We start from the raw sequence: 18,805 nt of genomic DNA on the forward strand, positions 1-18,805 counted from the left end.
TTCGCCTGCGAACCCGAGTTCGGCTGCACGTTCGCGGCTTCCGCGCCGAACAGCTGCTTCACGCGGTCGATCGCCAGTTGCTCGACCACGTCGACGTATTCACAGCCGCCGTAATAGCGCTTGCCCGGGTAACCTTCCGCGTACTTGTTCGTGAGCTGCGAGCCCTGTGCGGCCATCACGGCCGGGCTCGTGTAGTTTTCCGACGCAATCAGCTCGATGTGATCTTCCTGGCGGCGGTTCTCGTCCTGAATGGCAGTCCAGAGTTCCGGATCGACGTTGGCGACGGTGCTGGTAGTGCGATTGAACATGATGATTGATCGAAAGAGAGTGATGGATTGACCCTGGTATGCCGGACTTGCCCGGACCCGCGAAGCCGAGCGCCGGACGGCGCCCGATGACGTCGACAACCATGCCGCCCCGCGATGCCGGCTGAACGGTTACTCGTCATTGCCATTCCAGCAGACGCAAATTCGTTCAGATAGAAGGATTACGACAATCCGCTAGGACACATCGCGCAGCGGCCCGGGCAAAAAAAATCGAAGGTCCGCATCGCTGCGGAACCTTCGATGGAATCTGCCGCTCCTGGAAAGGCCGTGCCTGACCCGCGGCTTCTTGCGAATATGGGGGCCTAAACAGCGGAGAAACAGTTGTCGACGAACAGATGGGTGCCGCTCACGAAGCTCGATTCGTCAGACGCGAGGAACAGCGCGGCCGCGGCTACTTCCGACGGCTCGCACAGCCGGCCTTGCTGCACTGCAATAGCCGCTTCGGTCGCATCGACGCCCATCGCCTGCAGATCCTTCAGCTCGCGCATTCCGTGTGGCGTGCGGATGAAACCCGGCGCCAGCGCGTTGCAGCGGATGCCGCGGTCGCGGTATTCGACGGCGATCGCCCGCGCGAACATGTGGCACGCGCCCTTGGTCGCGTCGTACAGCACTTCGCCCGGCGTCGCGCAGACGGCCGAGATCGACGACGTACAGACGATGCTGCCGCGCCCCTTTTCGAGCATCTGCGGCAGCACGGCCTTCGTCATCAGGAACATGCTCTTCACGTTCACGCCCATCAGCCAGTCCCATTCCGACTCCTCGATGTCGAGGAATGGTTTGACGATCAGCGTGCCCGCATGATTGAACAGGATGTCGGCATTGCCGTAGTGCTTGCGCGCCGCGTCGACCGCCTGCTGCACGTCCGCCTGCTTCGACACGTCGGCGCCGAGGCCGATCGCCTGCAAGCCGGCATCGCGCAGCCGCGACGCGAGCGTTTCGGCGGCGGCGCCGTCGCGGTCGACGATCGCCACCTTCGCGCCCTGCGCGGCGAACAGTTCGGACGCGGCGGCGCCGCACCCGCCCGCGCCGCCGCTCACGATGGCGACCTTGCCCGCCAGGCGGCCGTCAATCTTGGCATTCATTCGTCGTTCTCCAGTCTGGTTCGTTCGGACCGCTCAGCTGAACAGCGTCCGAAGATGATCGTTGAGGAAATGGCCTTCGGGGTCCACGTTGCGGCGCAGTTCGCGGAACGCTTCGGCCTTCGGGAACCAGCGGTCCACGTCGTCGCGGTTCGTGAAATGCAGCTTGCCCCAGTGCGGACGCGAACCGTAGTCGCGCAGGATGTCGTCGACGTCCTTCAGGAACGGCCAGTAGTCGACGCCGTTCGGACCGCCCGAGCACGAGATGGTTACGCTATCCTGATGGTTGAACGGGCTGATCCACGCGGGATCGCCCTTCGTGAAGCGGTATTCGACCGGGAAGATGCAGTCCTGGTGCTTCGTGAGGATCAGGTCGCGCACGCGGCGCAGCGCTTCCTTGCCGTGCTCGGCAGGCACCGCGTATTCGAGCTCGTGGAAATTCGCGACATAGTCGATCGCATAGACCTCGGCGCTGTATGCGATCTTCTCGTGCTCGCCTTCGTGGAACGTGCGCGAGTCGGTGATGTCCATCACCTTGATTTCGCACACGTCGTAGTCCTTCTTCGCATTCGACACCCGGGTGGTGTCGGGCAGGCAGTACAGGTGACGGCTTTCGGACGTCGGGCACCAGAAGAAACCGAAATGCCGATGCTTCGCCGCGAGGTCGTCGTATTTTTCCATCAACGCTTCGAAGTCCTCACGCCACACGCGGTCGTGCAGCCAGAACGCGTCGGTCACCTGCAGCGTCAGTTCCGAGACCACGCCGAACATGCCGATATTCACCTGCGTCGCGTGCAGCAGGTCGAGATCATGCGTGTCGCTCACTTCCATGATCGAGCCGTCGGGGCGAACGATCCGCATCCCGACGACCTGCGACGACAGGTTGCCGAGCGTCGTCCCCGTGCCGTGCGTGCCCGTCGCCAACGCACCGGCAATGGCCTGCGAATCGATGTCGCCCTGGTTGACGAGCGAGAAGCCGATATCCTTCAGGTGGCGCGTCACCGCGTTGATCCGCGTGCCGGCCTTCACCGTGACGCGCTTCTGCCGTTCGTCGACCGCGACGATGCCCTGGTAATCCTTCAACGACAGCAGCAGGCCGCTCGTCGCGACGACCGGCGTGAACGAATGTCCCGATCCCGCGCATCGGACGTTCTTGCCCTGGCTCGTCGCGGCATGCACCAGCTCGGCAATCTCCGCCTCGCTGGTCGGCGACGCCATGTGCGCGGCCACGCACGACTGATTGCCTACCCAGTTCCGCCAGAATCCGCCACGTGGAAGCGCCATCAACGTCTCTCCAGAAGTGCGCCGGCCGTCCCGCGCCGGCAGCCGTGTTCGGTTCGGCCGGCAACGAAGCGGAAGGCTCGCGGCGCCGGCGCGATGCGTCGTGTTCGTCACAAAGGTATTTCGCCGGCCGGTTTTTCACTATCGGATTTCGGCAAGCGAGGGTTTCCACGGGGAATCGGGCCGCCGGGGCTTTTTGACCGGCTCGTCGAGCGGCTACAATGAATCGATCCGGCCCACCCCCTCCCGACCCGATGACGCCGTCTGCCGATCCGAGCGATTTGTCCGGCGCCCCGTTGTTCGCACGAACGGTGGCGTTCTGCGCGTTCACCGACGTGGAGGAACAGGCGCGGATCTTCGACGGCTGGGATCTCAACTACACGCAGATCTCGGGCGGCCTGTTTCACGGTTCGTCGTCCATCGTGTCGCTCGGCGGCATCCGGCTGCTGGTCGAGGATCTCGACAAGGTGATCCTGCAGCAGGGTGCGGTGCCGTCGGACCGCGTCGCGGTGGCCGTGCCGCTGGAACTCGAAGGCCATGCGCGGATGTGCGGCGAGAAGAGCAGCCGCGACAGCCTGCACGTGTTCTCGAGCCAGCCGGCGTTCGAGTTCTATTCACCTGACCGCCACGTGCTCGTGAACGTCGAGATCGAGCCCGACAAGCTGTCGACCGAAGCGATGCGCACGCTCGCCGCGTCGCTGCGGGCGCGCACCTTCGCGCCGCTGATCCCGATGACGGCCCAGGTCGCGGACCGCCTGCGCGACCTGCTGCGCCACACGATGGCCGCGGCCGCGAAAAGCACGCCGGTCGAGGACGTGACGACGCAGGACCGGATCGGACTGCTCGAGCGGACCGTGCTGTATGCGATTTCCGAAGCAATGACGGTGCCCGCACCGGACGCGGATGCATTCGCGTCGCGCTCGACGAAGTACTGGTCGCTCGTCAACGCGGTGCAGGAGCGGCTGCAGGATGCGTCGACGTGCCCGCTGTCGATCGCCGAACTGTGCGTGCAGCTCGGCATCAGCCGGCGTACCGCGCAATACGCGTTCAACGACACGCTCAACCTGAATCCGATCGCGTACCTGCGCGCCGTGCGGTTGAATCACGCGCGCCGCGAGCTGCGGCTCGGCGAGTCGGTTACGTCCGCTGCGACGAAGTGGGGCTTCTGGCATCTGAGCAGTTTCGCGCAGGACTATCGCGCGATGTTCGGCGAGCTACCGTCGGCGACGGCGAGGCGCTACGCGCACCGGGAAGCCTGAGCGTCGATCGTGCCACGTTGCGTGAGGCACGGCTGCGCGTGATCGGCGTGCGAGCCGAACTTCGCTGCTTCGCTGAAGAAAGCCGCGGCCGAACGTGCGCCGCGGCAGGTTGAAAAACGGGTCGCCGCAGGCGGACGGACGGCACCCGAACGGCACCGTCCGCCTACGCACGATCTCGCTGCACCGTCACTCCTGCTGTTCCTGCTGCGCCTGCACCTGCCGCTGCTGGATGAACTGCCGCACGTCGCTCATCGTCACGCGGCCGGTGTGTTTCGCATCGATCTCGTCGAAGTGCTTCGCGACGAACCCGAGCCCGCTGCTTTGCGCCTGCGCTTTCGTCACGGCCGCGCCGTTGCTCAGCACCGTATTGCCGCCGAGCCGGGCATCGACGCGCTTCTGCGCCTGCTGCTGCAGCGTCGCGCCGGTCGACGGCAGGACCGGCGCCGCGCGAGTCGAAGGAAAGAACGGACCGTCGACGCCGTGTCCGCCGTGCGGCAGCTTCACCGGCGCCACCGCCTGCGGCGGCAATGCGTAGGCGCTGCTCATCACGGCACCGAGGACGATCAACGGAGACATACGCCGCATCAGATTGATTGGAGACATGATCACTCGCATTCAATGGATGAATAGAGGGTTCCTCTTCAAGAGGAATCCGTTGGTTACGGTGCCGCTGCCAGCGTCGTCGCGGCCGTCGCGCCCGGCACGCTGCCGGTCGGCGTGCCGGCCGGATTCTCGTCCGGCCACGGCGGCGGCAGCGTGCGCAGCGTCAGCGCGGTCGGAATCCGCCGGCCCTGATAGAAGATCGTCAGGTCGCGCTTCATCTGCGGACGTGCCACGTCATCCAGATACGTCATGTGTCCGCCCTGGAAGAAGTTCACCTGCAGCTTCGGATTCAGGCCCTTCACCGTCTGCAGCCGCGCGAGCTGCTTCTCCGTGTTGAAGAACGGCGTTGCCAGATCGTGAAGGCCGTTTTCCGCGAGCACGCGAAGCTTCGGATTGAGCTGCAGCGCGCCGAGCAGATCGGGGATCGTGTCGGGCATCGGCTGGCCGTCATGCGAGAAGTCCCACACCTGGATGATGTTGTCGTTCAGCGGCAGGTAGGTCGCGTTCGGCGCGGTGTAGCCGAGGTAGTCGGGCATCTGCGTCGCAAGCGCGTTCGTGAACGGCTGCGAGATCAGGATGTCCGACGGGTCGCCGTCCGTCTGCAGCCGCGGATCGGCGTTCGGCAACGACACGCGTCCGTCGTAGCGGCCGATCGTCGTGCCGGGCAACAGGCTCGTGCCGAACGGGTTCGCGTTGAAGTAGCCGCGCAGCGCCTGCTGCGTGAGGCTCGACGGAATCGACCACAGCTTCAGTGTCGCGTCGCTCGGGAACACCGGCGTACCCAGCGCATCCGGAATGCCGAGCTGGCTCAGCACCCACGATTGCGAGTACTGCTGCAGCTGGCTGTAGATCAACGTCGTGAACAGTTCGGTCTGCAGTGCATACAGATACGGGTTGATCGGCGCCGGCGACACCTGGTTGAAATACGCTGCGACGGCCGCATAGCCGGGCAGGTAGCCGGCCACGGTATCGGTGTCGAGCAGCAGCCCTTCGGTCGACTGCGTGATCGCCACCGCTTCCACCGCATCCGCGAAGTAGTTCAGGATCGACGATTGCAGCACGATCCCGGTCAGGTGCACGCCGGCCGATTCGAGCGCCAGCGCGAGCATGTCGGTACGCGGCGTGCCGTACGATTCGCCGTACAGGTAGATCGGCGACGTGCCACGGCTGTTGACGTTCAGGTAGCGCTGGATGAAGTCGCGCATGATGTCGACGTCCGCATCGGTACCCCAGTACTTCTGGTTGGTGTTCGGCAACACGGCTTCCGACAGCCCGGTTCCCGGCGGGTCGATGAACACGAGGTCGGTCGTGTCGATCAGGCTTTCCGCGTTGTCGACGAGCGGATAGTTCGGCCAGTTGTTGCCGAACAGCGGATCGGGCGTCGCGACGCGCGTCGGCGCGAACGAGCCGAGCCGCAGCCAGATCGACGACGAGCCCGGGCCGCCGTTATAGACGAACGTCACGGGGCGCGGCTTGCCGTTCGTGCTCGGCGCGGTGTACGCGACATAGGACATCGACGCTTCCGCGTTGCCGTTCGCGTCTTGCGCGGTCAGGTGGCCGGTGGTCGTCGTGTAGTTGACCGTCGAGCCGCCGGATTTCCACGGGTAATGCATCACCGCGGCTTTCTCCGACACCTGCGCGGCCGCGAGGCCGTCGGTCGCGTTCATCGAATAAGCGACGGGGTCGACGTAAGGCTGGTTCGCCGCAGGCGTCTGATTGCCAGCCGCCTGTTGCGCGCCGGCCTGCTGGCTGGCGGTGGCCTGCGCGAGGCTCGATGCGCCGACCGACGACGAATCGTCGCCGCCGCAGCTCGCGAGCACCACGGTCAACACGGTCAATGCGCCTAGCCCGGCCAGCCGGCCGCGACGTTCGCGGCGGCTGCCGGTACTGCTCCTGTCTGGTTTCATCTCTGTCCTTTGTGTTGGGTCTGATACCGCTTCACACAGGCCGCCATCGCCGGCGAAAAACGCGCAGGCATACCCGCCACTCGCGTTGCACGATCGGCAGACGGCGGTTGGGGATTGAACTTCTTCGAGAGACTGAACTTGATACAGACACAGCAAACTGCTGGCGGAGAATGATGCGAGAACGCCGCCCCCTTGCAGTTTCGACGACTTATGTATTATCGAAATTTACGACACAACAAAAATAGGTGGTGCTGCGCCGCGTTGTCAAAGATCATTCCGATATTAAAAAATCTCGTATGATGCGAACGGAGATTAGTGTCTGGAATTTGAAAGAAAACCCGGTCGCCCGCGTTTCTGGTGCTGTACCAGTCGTTTCGTATTGAATGGCGTCGCCGTCGTGCCTTTGGCGCGGTTATTTACGGGATTGGGTATCGCGTGGCGAATACCTTCAGACCGACAGGATTTTTCTTTCATTTTTATTATCGATAATCGACTAGTGCGAATCGCTGAATAAAACCCGACATCATCCACAAAATACCGACTCCAGCGATTTACCGGATACTCGACGGCATTATTTACACGGCATCGTAATGGAATCGCATGCCGAGCGACACGCGCATTGATGGGTAATACGCGGGTATTCGCAATGAAGAAACGATCATTCGCGCCGTGCATGCGGGATCGCATCGCGGCAATCGCGAATCGGGCGCGTGATGCGAGGGGAAGGGAGAGACGCACGAGCGGCAGGGCCACCGCTCACGTGCCGACGTGCGGCTGACGCCGCACGCCGTACTTCAAATGCTCGACACCGCGGCAATCAGCGCCCGCCGCCCGGCAGCGCGATATCGACCAGCACCGGATCGTGATCCGACGAGCGATACGCATCCGGCGCGTAGAACGTCTTCTGCTGCTCGGCCGACTTGTACGCGAGCGTGTACTGCAGCGCGAGCGGCTCGTCCGCGTTGATGTGCCATTCGTGCACGGCCTTCACGTGCGATGCGAGCGGCAGCGACGCGAGCGCGTGATCGAGATAGCCGGCTTCGCCGTTGTACACGTAGCTGTACGCGTTGGCGCCGATCCAGCGCGACACGAGGTTGCGGTAGCCGCGCGATTCGAGCAGGCGGATCGGGTCTTCATGCGTGTAGCTGTTGAAGTCGCCGATCAGCAGCGTGCCCTGCCCTGCGACGCCCGTCGGCGTGCCGGCGAGCCAGTCGGCCAGCTTCGCCGCCGCGCGCGTGCGCGTCGGGTTCCAGCAGCCCTGGCCGTCGCCCTGGTCGAGGTCGTCGTTCGCCGCGTCCGGGCAGTTCTTCGACTTCAGGTGGTTGACCGCGATCGTCAGCGCCTGCTTGTTGCCGCCAATGCGGCGGAACGACTGCGCGAGCGGCTGGCGGTTCTTGTCGTCGATCGCGAGCGTCGATGCTCGGCCAACCGGCTCGACCGCGCGGCTGTCGTAGATCATCGCGACCGCGATCGCGTCGCCGCCGAGGCGCGACGTGCCCGGATCGACGACGCGCCAGTTGCTGCCGAGCTTCGCCGCGAGCTGGCGCACCGCGCTCAGTTCGCCGTAGCCGTTGTTCTGGATTTCCATCAGGCCGATCACGTCGGCGTCGAGCGCCTTCAGCGCACTGACGATCTTCGCTTCCTGACGCTGGAATTCTTGGTAGTTCTTCGCGCCGCGATTGTTCGGATCGTCGAAGCCGCCGCCCACGCCGTTGCCGTTGAAGTAGTTGAGGACGTTGAACGACGCGACGCGCAGGTTCGATTTCGGATCGCGTGCCGGTGCGTTGGTGCGCGGGTTCGAGCGCGTGTCGAACGCCGGCGCGGCCGCGCCGGGCAGCGGCTGCACGCGCCATGCGCCGTAGCGCACCTCGAGCACGCCTTCGACGTTGCGCACGGTATAGCCCGCGCGCAGCGTGTTCGCGGCCGACAGCTCCGGCGCCGGATACGGCACGGTCGCCGGGTTCTGCTTGTTCGAGCCGTCGTCGAGGATCAGCCGGTTGCGTGCGTTCGCATCGATCTGCGTCTGCGCCTGCGACGGCGGCACCACGCTCGTCGGCGTGCGCAGGCGGCCGTTGCTCAGCATCACGCTGCCGTAGCGGCCGAGCTCGTAGTTGTCGGTGATGGCGAGCGTCTGCGGCAGGCGCACCAGCATTCCTTCATATGCGGCGAACGTGCCGGGGTTGTCGACCGGCAGCGTGAGCGTCGCCGGCGTGACCGCCTGGCCGTTCGCGCACACCGCGATCGCGCCCGACAGCGTGAGCTGCGTCTGTCCGTATTTCTCCTCGACCTTGCCCGTCACGTGCACGAGATCGCCGGCCTTCGCGCGCACTTTGGGCGCATAGACGAACAGGCCTTCCGACACGCCCGGCTGGTTGCGGCGCTGCGCGTCGGCCTGCTGGACGAAGAAGCCGCCGAAGCCGTCCGTGCCGCCGAAGTCGGCCGTGACGACCGCTTCGATCGACACGTTCTGGCCGGCGAGCGGCGACGGCGCGCCCGGCCCCTGGATGTCGGCGATCGGCGTCGTGCTGCCGCCGCAGTTCGGGCTGACGGAGGCGGCGAAGACCGGTGCGGCAAGCGCAGGCAGCAGCAATAGTGGCGCAAACAGGCGGATTGTCGAGCGCATGGCGGGGAATCCCGGTTGTGAGGGTGGCGAAAGCTTAGCGGCGCTCGATGACAGTTTTTAGTAACCAAAAGACAGATAGATGTAATTTTCTGTGCCGCTCCGCCATGGCGATCGACCGCGCACTTGCGGCCGGCCCCGGAAAGTCATCCGACAAAAATCGCCCCTGTTGCGACGATGTCCCGGTACCGGCTTCGCCCGCGGGCCGCGACACTAAACCGTCCCCGGCAACGCGCTCGACACGAGCAGCGCCGCCGCCATCAGCACGCCGGCGAGCACGACCGCCTCGATCCGCAGCACCGTGCCGAACCGGCGCAACGCGTCGACCGGGATCGCCGCCGCCGGATCCTTCAGCGCGGCCAGCAGCTTCGGCATCCCGAAGAACCGGTTGTGTCCGCCGAGCGCCGCCGCGATCAGCACGAGTGCGAGCTTGAGCAGCAGAATCTGTCCGTACGTCGACATGAACAGGTTGCTCGGCGTATCGACGCCGCGCCACCCGTTGTATGCGCCGGTCGCGAACAGCACGGCGAGCGCGGCCGTCGACGCATCGGAAAGCGACTGCACGAACGACGCACCGGTCGTGCGCTCGCTCGCGGGCATTCCGGCGAATCGCGACATCACGCCGAACGCCGTCACGAGCACGAGGCCGACCCACGCGCTGATCGCCAGCAGATGCAGCCAGTCGACCCACACCGGCACGCTGAACAGCCCCGCGTCGACCGGATGCCCACCATTGCTGCGCGCCAGCGCGACGCACGCGAGCGCGGCCCACATCGCGAACGGAAAGCGCGTATCGGTCGCGCGCCGCAGGAACGACAGCAGCACGACGACGGTCATGAACACGGCGCCGGCCAGCCACGCATGACCGAACCCGGTGCCGGCCAGCATCGAGCGAACGGCCGGCCCCGCGTCGAGCAGCGGCACTTCGCTCATCAACGCGCAGTGCGCCCAGAACGCCGTGATGCTCGCGAGCAGTGACACGACGGACGCAGCGCGCAATGTCGCGACGAGCCGCCGCGCGATGTCGCGCTGCCACGCCGACACGCCCCGTGCGAGCCAGTGGCTGCCGAGCAGCGTGCCGACGATGACGGCGAACCCGGCGTTCTGGATCGCCACCGCCGCCAGCCGCAGCATGCCGACGAAGCCTTCGTTCACCCTTTCACCTTGAACGTATAGGTGCCTTTGGTGCGATGCGCGTCGGCCGTCATCGCCGCCCATTGCACCGTGTACGCGCCCGGCGCGAGCTTCGGCATCGCGACGGTCATCACGCGCGGCGCCGCGGGATCGACCTTCGCGCCGTCGTGCGCGACGGGCTTGCCGTTCGCGTCCGACACCTTCACCGAACTGAACGTCGGTTCGAGGTCTTCGTTGAACGCGAGCCGCAACGTGTCGGGCGCGGTGTCGACCGTGCTGCCGGTCGCGGGCGTCGCGCTTTCCAGCTTGCCGTGCGCCGAGGCGGTCACCGGCGCGGCGGCGATCAGCGCGCCGGCCGCGACGAAGCGGACGAACCGCGTGAGCATCGTGATCTTCATGTGCATGTTCCGCCCCGGCATCACGGCTTGCGCAGCTCGACGACGGTCAACGCGCCGCCCACGTCCTCGGCGACGAAATCGATCTTGTCGCCCGCCTGGACCTGCGACAGCATCGCCGGATCCTTGACCTTGAACACCATCGTCATCGCCTCCATCCCGAGGTTCTCCAGCGGGCCGTGCTTGATCGTCAGCTTGCCCGCGGCCGTGTCGACCTTGCGGATCTCGCCGTGCGACATCGCGCGTGTCGCGGCGGCGCCCTGCTTCGCGTCGCCGCCCATGTCCATGCCGGCCATGTCGCCGGCCGCGTATGAGGCGGCAGAAAACATCAGCGCGCAACCCGTTGCAATTGAAACCAGTTTCTTCTTCATCGTGCGTGCTCCATCCAGAGTGAGTGAAATGAAATCGGCGGCCGCATCGTCACGGCCGCCGCGTGCCGCGTGCCGCCTGCCGCCTGCCGCTCAGCCGTCCGGCAATTCCCCGGTGTATTCGTAGGCGACGGTGCCCTTCGGATGCCGGAACCAGCCCGGGTCGCGATAGTCGTTGCGGCCGAGCCCCTGCCGCACCTTGCAGACCGTGAACATGCCGCCCATCTCCAGCGGCCCGAACGGGCCGGTGCCCGTCATCATCGGCAGCGTGTTGTCGGGCAGCGGCATCTCCATGCCGCCCATCGCGCCGCCGGTGCTGCCCATCGCCATGTAGTCGGGCACGAGCTTGCCGATGCGCGTCGCGAGATCCTTCTGCGGCACGCCGATCAGGTTCGGCACCTGGTGGCCCATCGCATTCATCGTGTGATGCGACTTGTGGCAATGGAACGCCCAGTCGCCGGGGCGATCGGCGGTGAACTCGATCGCGCGCATCTGGCCGACCGCGACGTCGGCCGTCACCTCCGGCCAGCGCGCCGCCGGCGGAATCCAGCCGCCGTCGGTGCCGGCCACCTCGAAGCTGTAGCCGTGCAGGTGGATCGGATGGTTCGTCATCGTCAGGTTGCCGAAACGAATCCGCACGCGGTCGCCCGCACGCACCGGCAGCGGGTCGATACCCGGGAACACGCGCGAGTTGAACGTCCACATGTTGAAGTCCGTCATCTCGTTCACGCGCGGCGTGTAGCTGCCCGGATCGATGTCGTATGCGGCGAGCAGAAAGACGAAGTCGCGATCGACCGGCATCGTCGCACGATCCTTCGGGTGCACGATGAACATGCCCATCATCCCCATCGCCATCTGCACCATCTCGTCGGCGTGCGGGTGATACATGAAGGTGCCGTGCGCCTCCAGCTGGAACTCGTAGACGAAGGTCTTGCCGGGCGGGATATGCGGCTGCGTGAGGCCGCCGACGCCATCCATCCCGTTGGGCAGCCGCAGCCCGTGCCAGTGGATCGTCGTATGCTCGGGCAGCCGGTTCGTCACGAAGATGCGGACCTTGTCACCTTCGACGGCCTCGATCGTCGGGCCCGGCGACTGGCCGTTGTAGCCCCACAGGTTCGCGTTCATCCCCGGCGCCATCTCGCGCACGACGGGCTCGGCCGTCAGGTGGAACTCCTTCCAGCCGTTCTTCATCCGCCACGGCAGCGTCCAGCCGTTCAGCGTCGCGACGGGCGTGTACGGGCGGCCGTTGGGCGGCACGAGCGGCGGCTGCGTGCCGGCCTTCGCCATCGTCGGCGCTTCGGGCAGCGACGCCGCGCCGGCCTTGCTGACCATCGCCGCACCGAGCAGCGCAGCGCCCGAGCCGCTGAGAAATTGTCGACGGGACACCATGTCAATGACCTTCCGGATGCGTTGCGGGCGCCGGTTGCGCCGCGGGTGAGGAAGCCGGCTGCGGCGCAGCGTCGGTCGTGGATGTGGCGGTAGCGTCCGCGCGCTGCGTCTGCTGCGTTGGCTGCGTCTGCTGCGTCGGCTGCGTCTGCTGCGTCTGCTGCGTCTGCTGCGTCTGCTGCGTCTGCTGCGTCTGCTGCGTCTGCTGCGTCGGCTGCGTTGGCTGCGCGGTCGGCAGGCGGCCACCGACGGCCGCCTGCAGATCGGTTTCGGCGAGCCAGTAGTCCTTCAGCGCATCGATGTAGCCGTTGACCGCGCCGACCTGTTCGCGCGCGTCGGCGAGCAGCTCGAACACGCTCGCAAGCATCCCGTTGTAGCGCAGCAGCAGCTCGTCCGAGATCGTCTTGCGCAACGGCACGACTTCGTCGCGATAGTGTTTCGCGACGTCGTAGCTCGTCGTGTACGCCGCGTACGACTCGCGCACTGCCGAGCGTGCGTCGATCGCGGTCTGCGCGAGCCGGTTCGCCGACTGCATGTAGACGGCTTCGGCCCGCGCAACCTTCGCGCCGCCCCAGTCGAACAGCGGAATCTCGACGCTGATCTCGTAGCCGTGCTCGTGGCCCTTGTCGGTCTCGTAGTTGTTCACGTAGCCGAGATCGACCGCGTTGACGAAGCGCGTCGCCTTGCTGAGTCCGAGCGACGACGCGACGCCCTGCGTCTGCAGCTTCGCGGCCTGGATGTCGAGGCGGTTGCGCATCGCGTAGCGTTCGAGGTCGCGCAGATCGGGGCGCGCCTTCGGCAGGTCGGGCAGGCGCTCGGGCAGCGCGTACCGCGTGCGCTCGCCCCACAGCCCCATCGCGCGCGTGAGCTTCTCGCGCGCGGCCACGGCCTGTTGATCAGCCTTCGCCTGCTGGGCAACCGCATCCGCATGGAACGCCTGTTCGCGTGCGTAGTCGAGCCGGCTGAAGTTGCCGGCCTGCCGCATCCGCAGCGCGAGTTCGGCGGCGGCGCTCGCGGCGTCGCGTACTTGCCGCGCATAGTTCGCGGCCTGCTCGGCGGCGACGGCTTCGACATACGCGCGGCGCGCGTCGGCCGCGACCTTCAGCATCGCGTCGGCCGTCTCGAGCTTCGTCTGCTCGAAGCGGCGACGTTCGATGTTCGTCGCGAGCGGCAGTGTCAGCAGCGCGAATACATTGGCCGAGAACGTGCGGCCGAGGCTCAGCTCACCGTCGCCGGCCCGCGTGCGGCTGAACGAGAAGCGCGGGTTCGGCAGCCGGCCGGCCTGCACGAGGTCGGCCTCCGACAGCCCGAGTTCGGCATACGACGCTTGCAGTCCGCGGTTGTTCAGCAGCGCGATCTGCACCGCGTCGTCCATCGACAGCGGTTTCGCGAGCAATTCCTTCGTCCGTGTGTCGACGGCTGCGCGGTCGGCGTCGGTCCTGACGATAACGGCGTCCTTCCCGATGCGTTCGGATGCGGTGGACGACACGGCATCGAAGCCGCCGTCCTTCGAGAACGTCGTGCAGCCGGCGAGGAAGGCCAGCACGAGCGCGGTCGCGCCGACGCGCGGTGAAATCGCAAATCCCGTCATTGCGCGGCCCCTCCGTGCATCGAATGGGCTGCGCTGCCCACCGCGTTTCCGGGCTTTGCGTGCCCGGTCGCGTGCCCTTTCGCGGGCCGCTCCATCACGTCACGGTTCAGTTGCTTCCAGCCCGGGCCTGCATCGTCCCGATACGGCACGTAGCCGTCGAACGCGGACGTCGCAGTGACGTCCGGCACCGACGCGGCGGCATCGGCCGGATCGGGCAAGACGGTTTGCGCAGGCGCGAGCGGCGGCACGAGTGCCGCCGCGCCAAGCAGCGCCGCAATGATCAATCGCATGGGTGTTTCTCGTCGTGAGTCGTGAGTCGTGTGACGGGCGTCGAAGGGTCGTCGGCACGGTGTGCGGATCGCGGCCGCCGGCCGCGGGCAGGGACTAGGGCCTGTTCACGCTAATAACGGGCTTGCGCTGGCCCCCAGAAGGGCCGAGCGCAAGGAATGCGGGGAAGCGAATACTCGACGTATTCGCGAGGCGCATGACGCGGCGATCGGCCCTTCTGGGGGCCAGCCCCACGAATGATTTTTCCAAACGGGGGAACGTGCCTTTCCGCCCGCATTGCGGCGTCGTTCGTCGTTGCAATAGCTACGGCTATTGCGCCTCCTCTCTCCTTGCCTTGCGGGCGGAAAGGCACGTTCGCAAGCCCGTTATTAGCGTGAACAGGCCCTAGACGGGATTCCGGCGCGGCGGCCGGTCGATGCCGCCGGTGAGGAACGACACGACGATCGACGAAGGCCGGGACGAGGCGGCCGCGATACCGACGCCGGTCGGAACGGACACCGCCGGCACCTCCGACATGCCGGTGCCGAAGCAGCAGGCCCCGCACGCCGAACAAGAAGACGCATGCCGTGCGCGGTCATCCTGTGCATGCCCGCCGCCGTGCGCGCCGGACATCGCGTGCGACGCGGCCGCGTCATGAGCGCTCACCCCGTTCCCCGCATGCGGCGCCGCAACGACAACGCCCGCGCACTGCATCGACACGGTCGCGAACGACTGGATCGGCAGGCTCAGCGCCAGCAACACGACGAGGATGAATTTGCGCCAGTACGACATGGAGGTGGAATCAGGCAGGCTACGACCGGATGAACGGGAGCAACGCCGAGACGGCGCGCTCCGGACACAAGACGGCCGCAGCTTATCGCCGTCGGCGTGACGACGACATGGCCGAAACATGACCGGATTTTCATCGAACGCGGGCGCGGCATCGCAAGCATGCTCGATGACAATTCCGTCATCCACCGGTCATCTTTCCCGCACGGGCAGCGCCGTAAGCTCACGCGTTACACTGACCGGCTGGAACCACGGATGAATCACGGACAGCCTGCTCCACCATGCGGATACTGATAGTCGAAGACGAACCCAAGATGGCGTCGTACCTCCGCAAGGGGCTGACGGAGGCGAGCTACACGGTCGACGTGGCCGAGAACGGCACGGACGGGCTGTTCCTCGCGCTGCACGAGGATTTCGATCTCGTCGTGCTCGACGTGATGCTGCCGGAGCTGGACGGCTTCGAGGTGCTCCGGCGGCTGCGCGCGCAGAAGCAGACGCCCGTGCTGCTGCTCACGGCCCGCGAGGCGATCGAGGACAAGGTCACGGGGCTCGAACTGGGCGCCGACGACTACCTGCTCAAGCCGTTCGCGTACGCGGAGTTCCTCGCGCGCATCCGTTCGTTGCTGCGGCGCGCGCCGCGCAATGCGCGCGACATCCTGCACGTCGCCGATCTCGAGGTCGATCTGATCAAGCGCCGCGTACGGCGCGCCGACAACCGCATCGACCTGACCGCGCAGGAATTCGCGCTGCTGCAGCTGCTCGCGGAGCGCGAGGGCGAGGTGCTCACTCGCACTTTCATCACGTCGCAGATCTGGGACATGAATTTCGACAGTGACACGAACGTCGTCGATGCGGCGATCAAGCGCCTGCGCGCGAAGATCGACAACGCGTACGAGAAGAAGCTGATCCACACGATACGCGGGATGGGCTACGTGCTCGAGGATCGCGCGTGACCGGCGGCCCGGCACCGTATTCGCTGCTCCGGCGCCTGACGCTCGCGTTCGCCGCCGTCGCCGCGCTCGTATTCGCGCTGACCGGCGCATACCTGTATCGCTCGCTGTCCGCCGAGCTGACCCGGCGTGACGACATCGAGATCGCCGGCAAGCTCAACCAGTTCCTGCAGCTCGCGCACGCGAGCGGCTCGACGGCCGCATTGCGCGCCGATCCGGCCGTCTTCCACGAAGTGCTGCTGTCGCATCCGGGCGTCTACCTCGGCATCTACGACGGCGCGAACCGCCCGCTCGTCGAACACACCGACGAAGCCGGCAACACGCTCGCATCGGTGATCGCGCGGCCGCAGCCGGCCGCAAAAGCGGGCGCGGCCGCCAGCCCGTTCACCTGCTCGCCGCCCGGCATCGGCGCGTCGCGCTGCGTGCGCGCGCGCGCCACGCTGCCGTCGGGCGAAACCATCCAGGTTGCGCTGGCGCGTACGGCGACCGATCGCCAGTCGCTGCTGGAAAGCTACCGGGTCGACATCTGGCTCGCGGCCGCGCTCGGCGCGCTGCTGGTCGGCGCGCTCGGCTACGCGGTCGCATCGCGCGGCCTGCGCCCGGTCGAGAGCCTCGGCCGGCAGACGTCGCGCATCGAGGCGCACAACCTGAACGCGCGCCTCGATGCACGCGGCGGCCCGGTCGAACTGCGCGAGCTCGCCACGTCGGTCAACCGGATGCTCGACCGGCTCGAGCGCGCGTTCGTGCGGTTGTCGCAGTTCTCGTCCGACCTCGCACACGACATGCGCACGCCGCTCGCGAACGTGATCAGCGCGTCGCAGGTCACGCTGTCGCGTGCCCGCACCACCGAGGAATACGAAGCGCTGATCGATTCGAACATCGAGGAATGCGAGCGGCTGCAGCGGATGATCGAGAACATGCTGTTTCTTGCGCGCACGGACAATGCGCGACAGCACCTGAAGACCGTCGAACTCGACGCGGGCAACGAACTGCGCCGGCTCGCGTCGTATTTCCAGGCGCTGGCGGACGAAGCCGGCGTGCACCTCGACGTGCGGGGCGAAGCGCCGGTCGTCGCGGACGCGACGCTGTTTCGGCGCGCCGTAAGCAACCTCGCGTCGAACGCGCTCGAACACGCGGAATCCGGGTCGACGGTCGAGCTGGCCGTATCGACGCGGCCCGGGTACGCGGTCGTCGAAGTCACGAACCGCGGCGCGGCGATTCCGCCCGAGCAGATCGAGCGGATCTTCGAGCGCTTCTACCGGATCGATTCGTCGCGGCACGGCGCGGCGCGCAACGCCGGGCTCGGGCTCGCAATCGTCAAGTCGATCGTCGAACTGCACCGCGGCAAGGTCGAGGTCGCGAGCCGCGACGGGCGCACGACGTTCGCGCTGTATTTCCCGGCCCGGGCTTCATGACCCAAGCGTGACACGCGCGCACGCCGATTGCTTCCCCGTACGCCATGCGCATCCGCTGTCACGCGACTTACCGTCCCGAATGAAAGGGGGTGACCGCCCAATCTTGCCGAAAGCGGCCGGCTCGGCTAGACTGCCTTTCGTCTTTGGGGAGTAGCCTGCTTTCCTTCCCCGGAAAGCGAACGCGTCAACACACTCGGCCTGCGGCCGTGGCGCGTTCGGCCGAATCGGTCTGGCGAGACCATCGACGCATCGCGTCGGTCCTGGTCGGACGTCGGCAGATGCGTCATGGTTCGTCCACGTCCGACCACGGAGTCCCCATGTTCCTCCTTGCCTTCCCTTCACATTTCGTGAGTTCCACGACCGTCCGCATGCCTGCCTGCGGAGGTGCCGCATGACGTCGATGCTCGTCGAACTGGCGTTCATGCTGATCGTCATCCTGGTCGCCGCCGAACTCTTCACGAATGCGCTCGAACATCTCGGCGAACGGCTGAAGATTTCCGAGGGCGTCACCGGTTCGCTGTTCGCGGCCGTCGGCACCGCGCTGCCCGAAACGATGGTGCCGCTGCTCGCGCTCGCGGGCGGCACGTCGAACGCGGCCGTCAACGAGGAAATCGGCGTCGGCGCGATTCTCGGCGCGCCGCTGATGCTCGCGACGCTGACGACTTTCCTGATGACGCTCGCCGTGATCCGCTCGCGCGGCCTGACCGGCACGATCGCGCCTGAGCGGACCGGCTTCGTGCGCGACCTGAACTACTTCATCGCCGCGTTCGCGCTCGCCACCGTCGCGATGTTCATCCCGCATCACGTGTGGGCCGTCCGCGCGCTGCTCGCCGTCATGCTGGTCGGGATCTACGTGATGTACGTGGTAATGACGTTCCGCGCATCGATGCAGCTCGTCGATGCCGGGCACGGCACCGAAGCGCCGCACGCGATGTTCCTGTCGCGCGTCGGGCTGCCGACCAACCTCGCGACCATCGCGCTGCAACTCGCGCTCGGCGTCGCGCTGCTCGTCGGCGGTGCGAAGGGCTTCATTCATGGCGTCGAGGGCGTGTCGCACCTGCTCGGCATTTCCGCGTTGCTGCTGTCGCTGATCATCGTACCGATTGCGACGGAGCTACCGGAGAAGGTCAACAGCGTGCTGTGGATCCGCCGCAAGAAGGACACGCTCGCATTCGGCAACATCACCGGCGCGATGGTGTTCCAGGGCACGCTGCTGCCGGCGATCGGCATCATGCTGACGCCGTGGGAGCCGCGCCCCGAAGTGCTGACCGGTGTAGTCATCACGCTCGCGGCGGCGGTCTGGCTGCGCGTCAATGCTCGTGCGCGCGGGCTCGCGATCTGGGCGCTGCTGGCGAATGGGGCCGGTTACGTCGGTTACCTGTTCGTGACACTGACGCGCTGAGTGCGCCGACCGCGCCGGGCTCCCCGCGCGCGT

At 66.4% G+C, this 18,805-nt stretch carries 16 protein-coding genes, 1 pseudogene and 1 riboswitch; of the genes and pseudogenes, 4 read left to right on the plus strand and 13 right to left on the minus strand.

Annotation, left to right across the window (positions count from 1 at the left end):
• The 3 genes and pseudogenes from glyA to DIE15_RS17400 all read right to left on the minus strand — a co-directional run.
• A pseudogene (glyA, locus tag DIE15_RS17390) lies at window positions 1-308 on the minus strand (serine hydroxymethyltransferase); the annotation flags it as partial.
• Window positions 309-628: 320 nt separating this feature from the next.
• Window positions 629-1,408, minus strand: coding sequence for an SDR family NAD(P)-dependent oxidoreductase (locus DIE15_RS17395; protein WP_124833911.1), 780 nt, complete (start codon window positions 1,406-1,408; stop codon window positions 629-631).
• Window positions 1,409-1,441: 33 nt separating this feature from the next.
• On the minus strand, window positions 1,442-2,689 hold the full coding sequence (locus DIE15_RS17400; RefSeq protein ID WP_124833912.1) for a D-arabinono-1,4-lactone oxidase: 1,248 nt from the start codon (window positions 2,687-2,689) through the stop codon (window positions 1,442-1,444).
• Between the two features lie 293 nt (window positions 2,690-2,982).
• Between DIE15_RS17400 and DIE15_RS17405 the strand changes: the two genes are divergently transcribed.
• Window positions 2,983-3,945: a helix-turn-helix domain-containing protein gene (locus DIE15_RS17405; RefSeq protein ID WP_260428278.1), complete on the plus strand. Its 963-nt coding sequence runs from the start codon at window positions 2,983-2,985 to the stop codon at window positions 3,943-3,945.
• A gap of 186 nt (window positions 3,946-4,131) precedes the next feature.
• Here the strand turns inward: DIE15_RS17405 and DIE15_RS17410 are convergent, their stop codons facing one another.
• The 10 genes from DIE15_RS17410 to DIE15_RS17455 form a co-directional block, all read right to left on the minus strand.
• The gene (locus DIE15_RS17410) at window positions 4,132-4,560 is read right to left on the minus strand and encodes a 2-oxoglutarate dehydrogenase (RefSeq protein ID WP_124833913.1); all 429 of its coding nucleotides are present in this window, start codon (window positions 4,558-4,560) and stop codon (window positions 4,132-4,134) included.
• A gap of 44 nt (window positions 4,561-4,604) precedes the next feature.
• The gene (locus DIE15_RS17415) at window positions 4,605-6,455 is read right to left on the minus strand and encodes a S10 family serine carboxypeptidase-like protein (protein WP_124833914.1); all 1,851 of its coding nucleotides are present in this window, start codon (window positions 6,453-6,455) and stop codon (window positions 4,605-4,607) included.
• 817 nt (window positions 6,456-7,272) lie between these two features.
• A complete protein-coding gene (locus DIE15_RS17420; protein WP_124833915.1) occupies window positions 7,273-9,078 on the minus strand; it encodes an ExeM/NucH family extracellular endonuclease in 1,806 nt (601 codons plus the stop codon).
• Between the two features lie 210 nt (window positions 9,079-9,288).
• Window positions 9,289-10,230, minus strand: a complete 942-nt coding sequence (locus DIE15_RS17425) for a copper resistance D family protein (protein WP_124833916.1) — start codon at window positions 10,228-10,230, stop codon at window positions 9,289-9,291.
• On the minus strand, window positions 10,227-10,607 hold the full coding sequence (gene copC / locus DIE15_RS17430) for a copper homeostasis periplasmic binding protein CopC (protein ID WP_175825914.1): 381 nt from the start codon (window positions 10,605-10,607) through the stop codon (window positions 10,227-10,229). The genes DIE15_RS17425 and copC overlap by 4 nt, the downstream gene beginning before the upstream one ends.
• Window positions 10,608-10,627: 20 nt before the next feature.
• Window positions 10,628-10,975, minus strand: coding sequence for a copper-binding protein (locus DIE15_RS17435; RefSeq protein WP_124833918.1), 348 nt, complete (start codon window positions 10,973-10,975; stop codon window positions 10,628-10,630).
• 90 nt (window positions 10,976-11,065) lie between these two features.
• Window positions 11,066-12,361 (minus strand): multicopper oxidase family protein, encoded by a 1,296-nt coding sequence (locus tag DIE15_RS17440; protein WP_124833919.1) that lies wholly within the window; start codon window positions 12,359-12,361, stop codon window positions 11,066-11,068.
• Window position 12,362: 1 nt separating this feature from the next.
• Window positions 12,363-13,949: a TolC family protein gene (locus DIE15_RS17445; protein ID WP_124833920.1), complete on the minus strand. Its 1,587-nt coding sequence runs from the start codon at window positions 13,947-13,949 to the stop codon at window positions 12,363-12,365.
• Window positions 13,946-14,239 carry a hypothetical protein gene (locus DIE15_RS17450; RefSeq protein WP_124833921.1) on the minus strand — a complete coding sequence of 98 codons (294 nt, stop codon included), beginning with the start codon at window positions 14,237-14,239 and terminating at the stop codon, window positions 13,946-13,948. The genes DIE15_RS17445 and DIE15_RS17450 overlap by 4 nt, the downstream gene beginning before the upstream one ends.
• A gap of 382 nt (window positions 14,240-14,621) precedes the next feature.
• Complete coding sequence (locus DIE15_RS17455) at window positions 14,622-15,008, minus strand: hypothetical protein (RefSeq protein WP_124833922.1); 387 nt, start codon at window positions 15,006-15,008, stop codon at window positions 14,622-14,624.
• A gap of 278 nt (window positions 15,009-15,286) precedes the next feature.
• Here DIE15_RS17455 and DIE15_RS17460 point away from each other — a divergent pair, with 278 nt between their 5' ends.
• The 3 genes from DIE15_RS17460 to DIE15_RS17470 all read left to right on the plus strand — a co-directional run bounded on the left by DIE15_RS17460 (window position 15,287) and on the right by DIE15_RS17470 (window position 18,772).
• Window positions 15,287-15,958, plus strand: coding sequence for a heavy metal response regulator transcription factor (locus DIE15_RS17460; RefSeq protein ID WP_124833923.1), 672 nt, complete (start codon window positions 15,287-15,289; stop codon window positions 15,956-15,958).
• Window positions 15,955-17,370 (plus strand): heavy metal sensor histidine kinase, encoded by a 1,416-nt coding sequence (locus DIE15_RS17465; protein WP_124833924.1) that lies wholly within the window; start codon window positions 15,955-15,957, stop codon window positions 17,368-17,370. The genes DIE15_RS17460 and DIE15_RS17465 overlap by 4 nt, the downstream gene beginning before the upstream one ends.
• Window positions 17,371-17,503: 133 nt before the next feature.
• A riboswitch (yybP-ykoY riboswitch) is annotated at window positions 17,504-17,679 on the plus strand.
• A gap of 82 nt (window positions 17,680-17,761) precedes the next feature.
• Entirely contained in the window at window positions 17,762-18,772 is a 1,011-nt protein-coding gene (locus tag DIE15_RS17470) for a sodium:calcium antiporter (RefSeq protein ID WP_124833925.1), read from the plus strand.
• Window positions 18,773-18,805: the final 33 nt, after the last annotated feature.

It is taken from the genome of Burkholderia sp. Bp9031 (assembly GCF_003857965.1).
GTDB lineage: Bacteria > Pseudomonadota > Gammaproteobacteria > Burkholderiales > Burkholderiaceae > Burkholderia > Burkholderia ambifaria_A.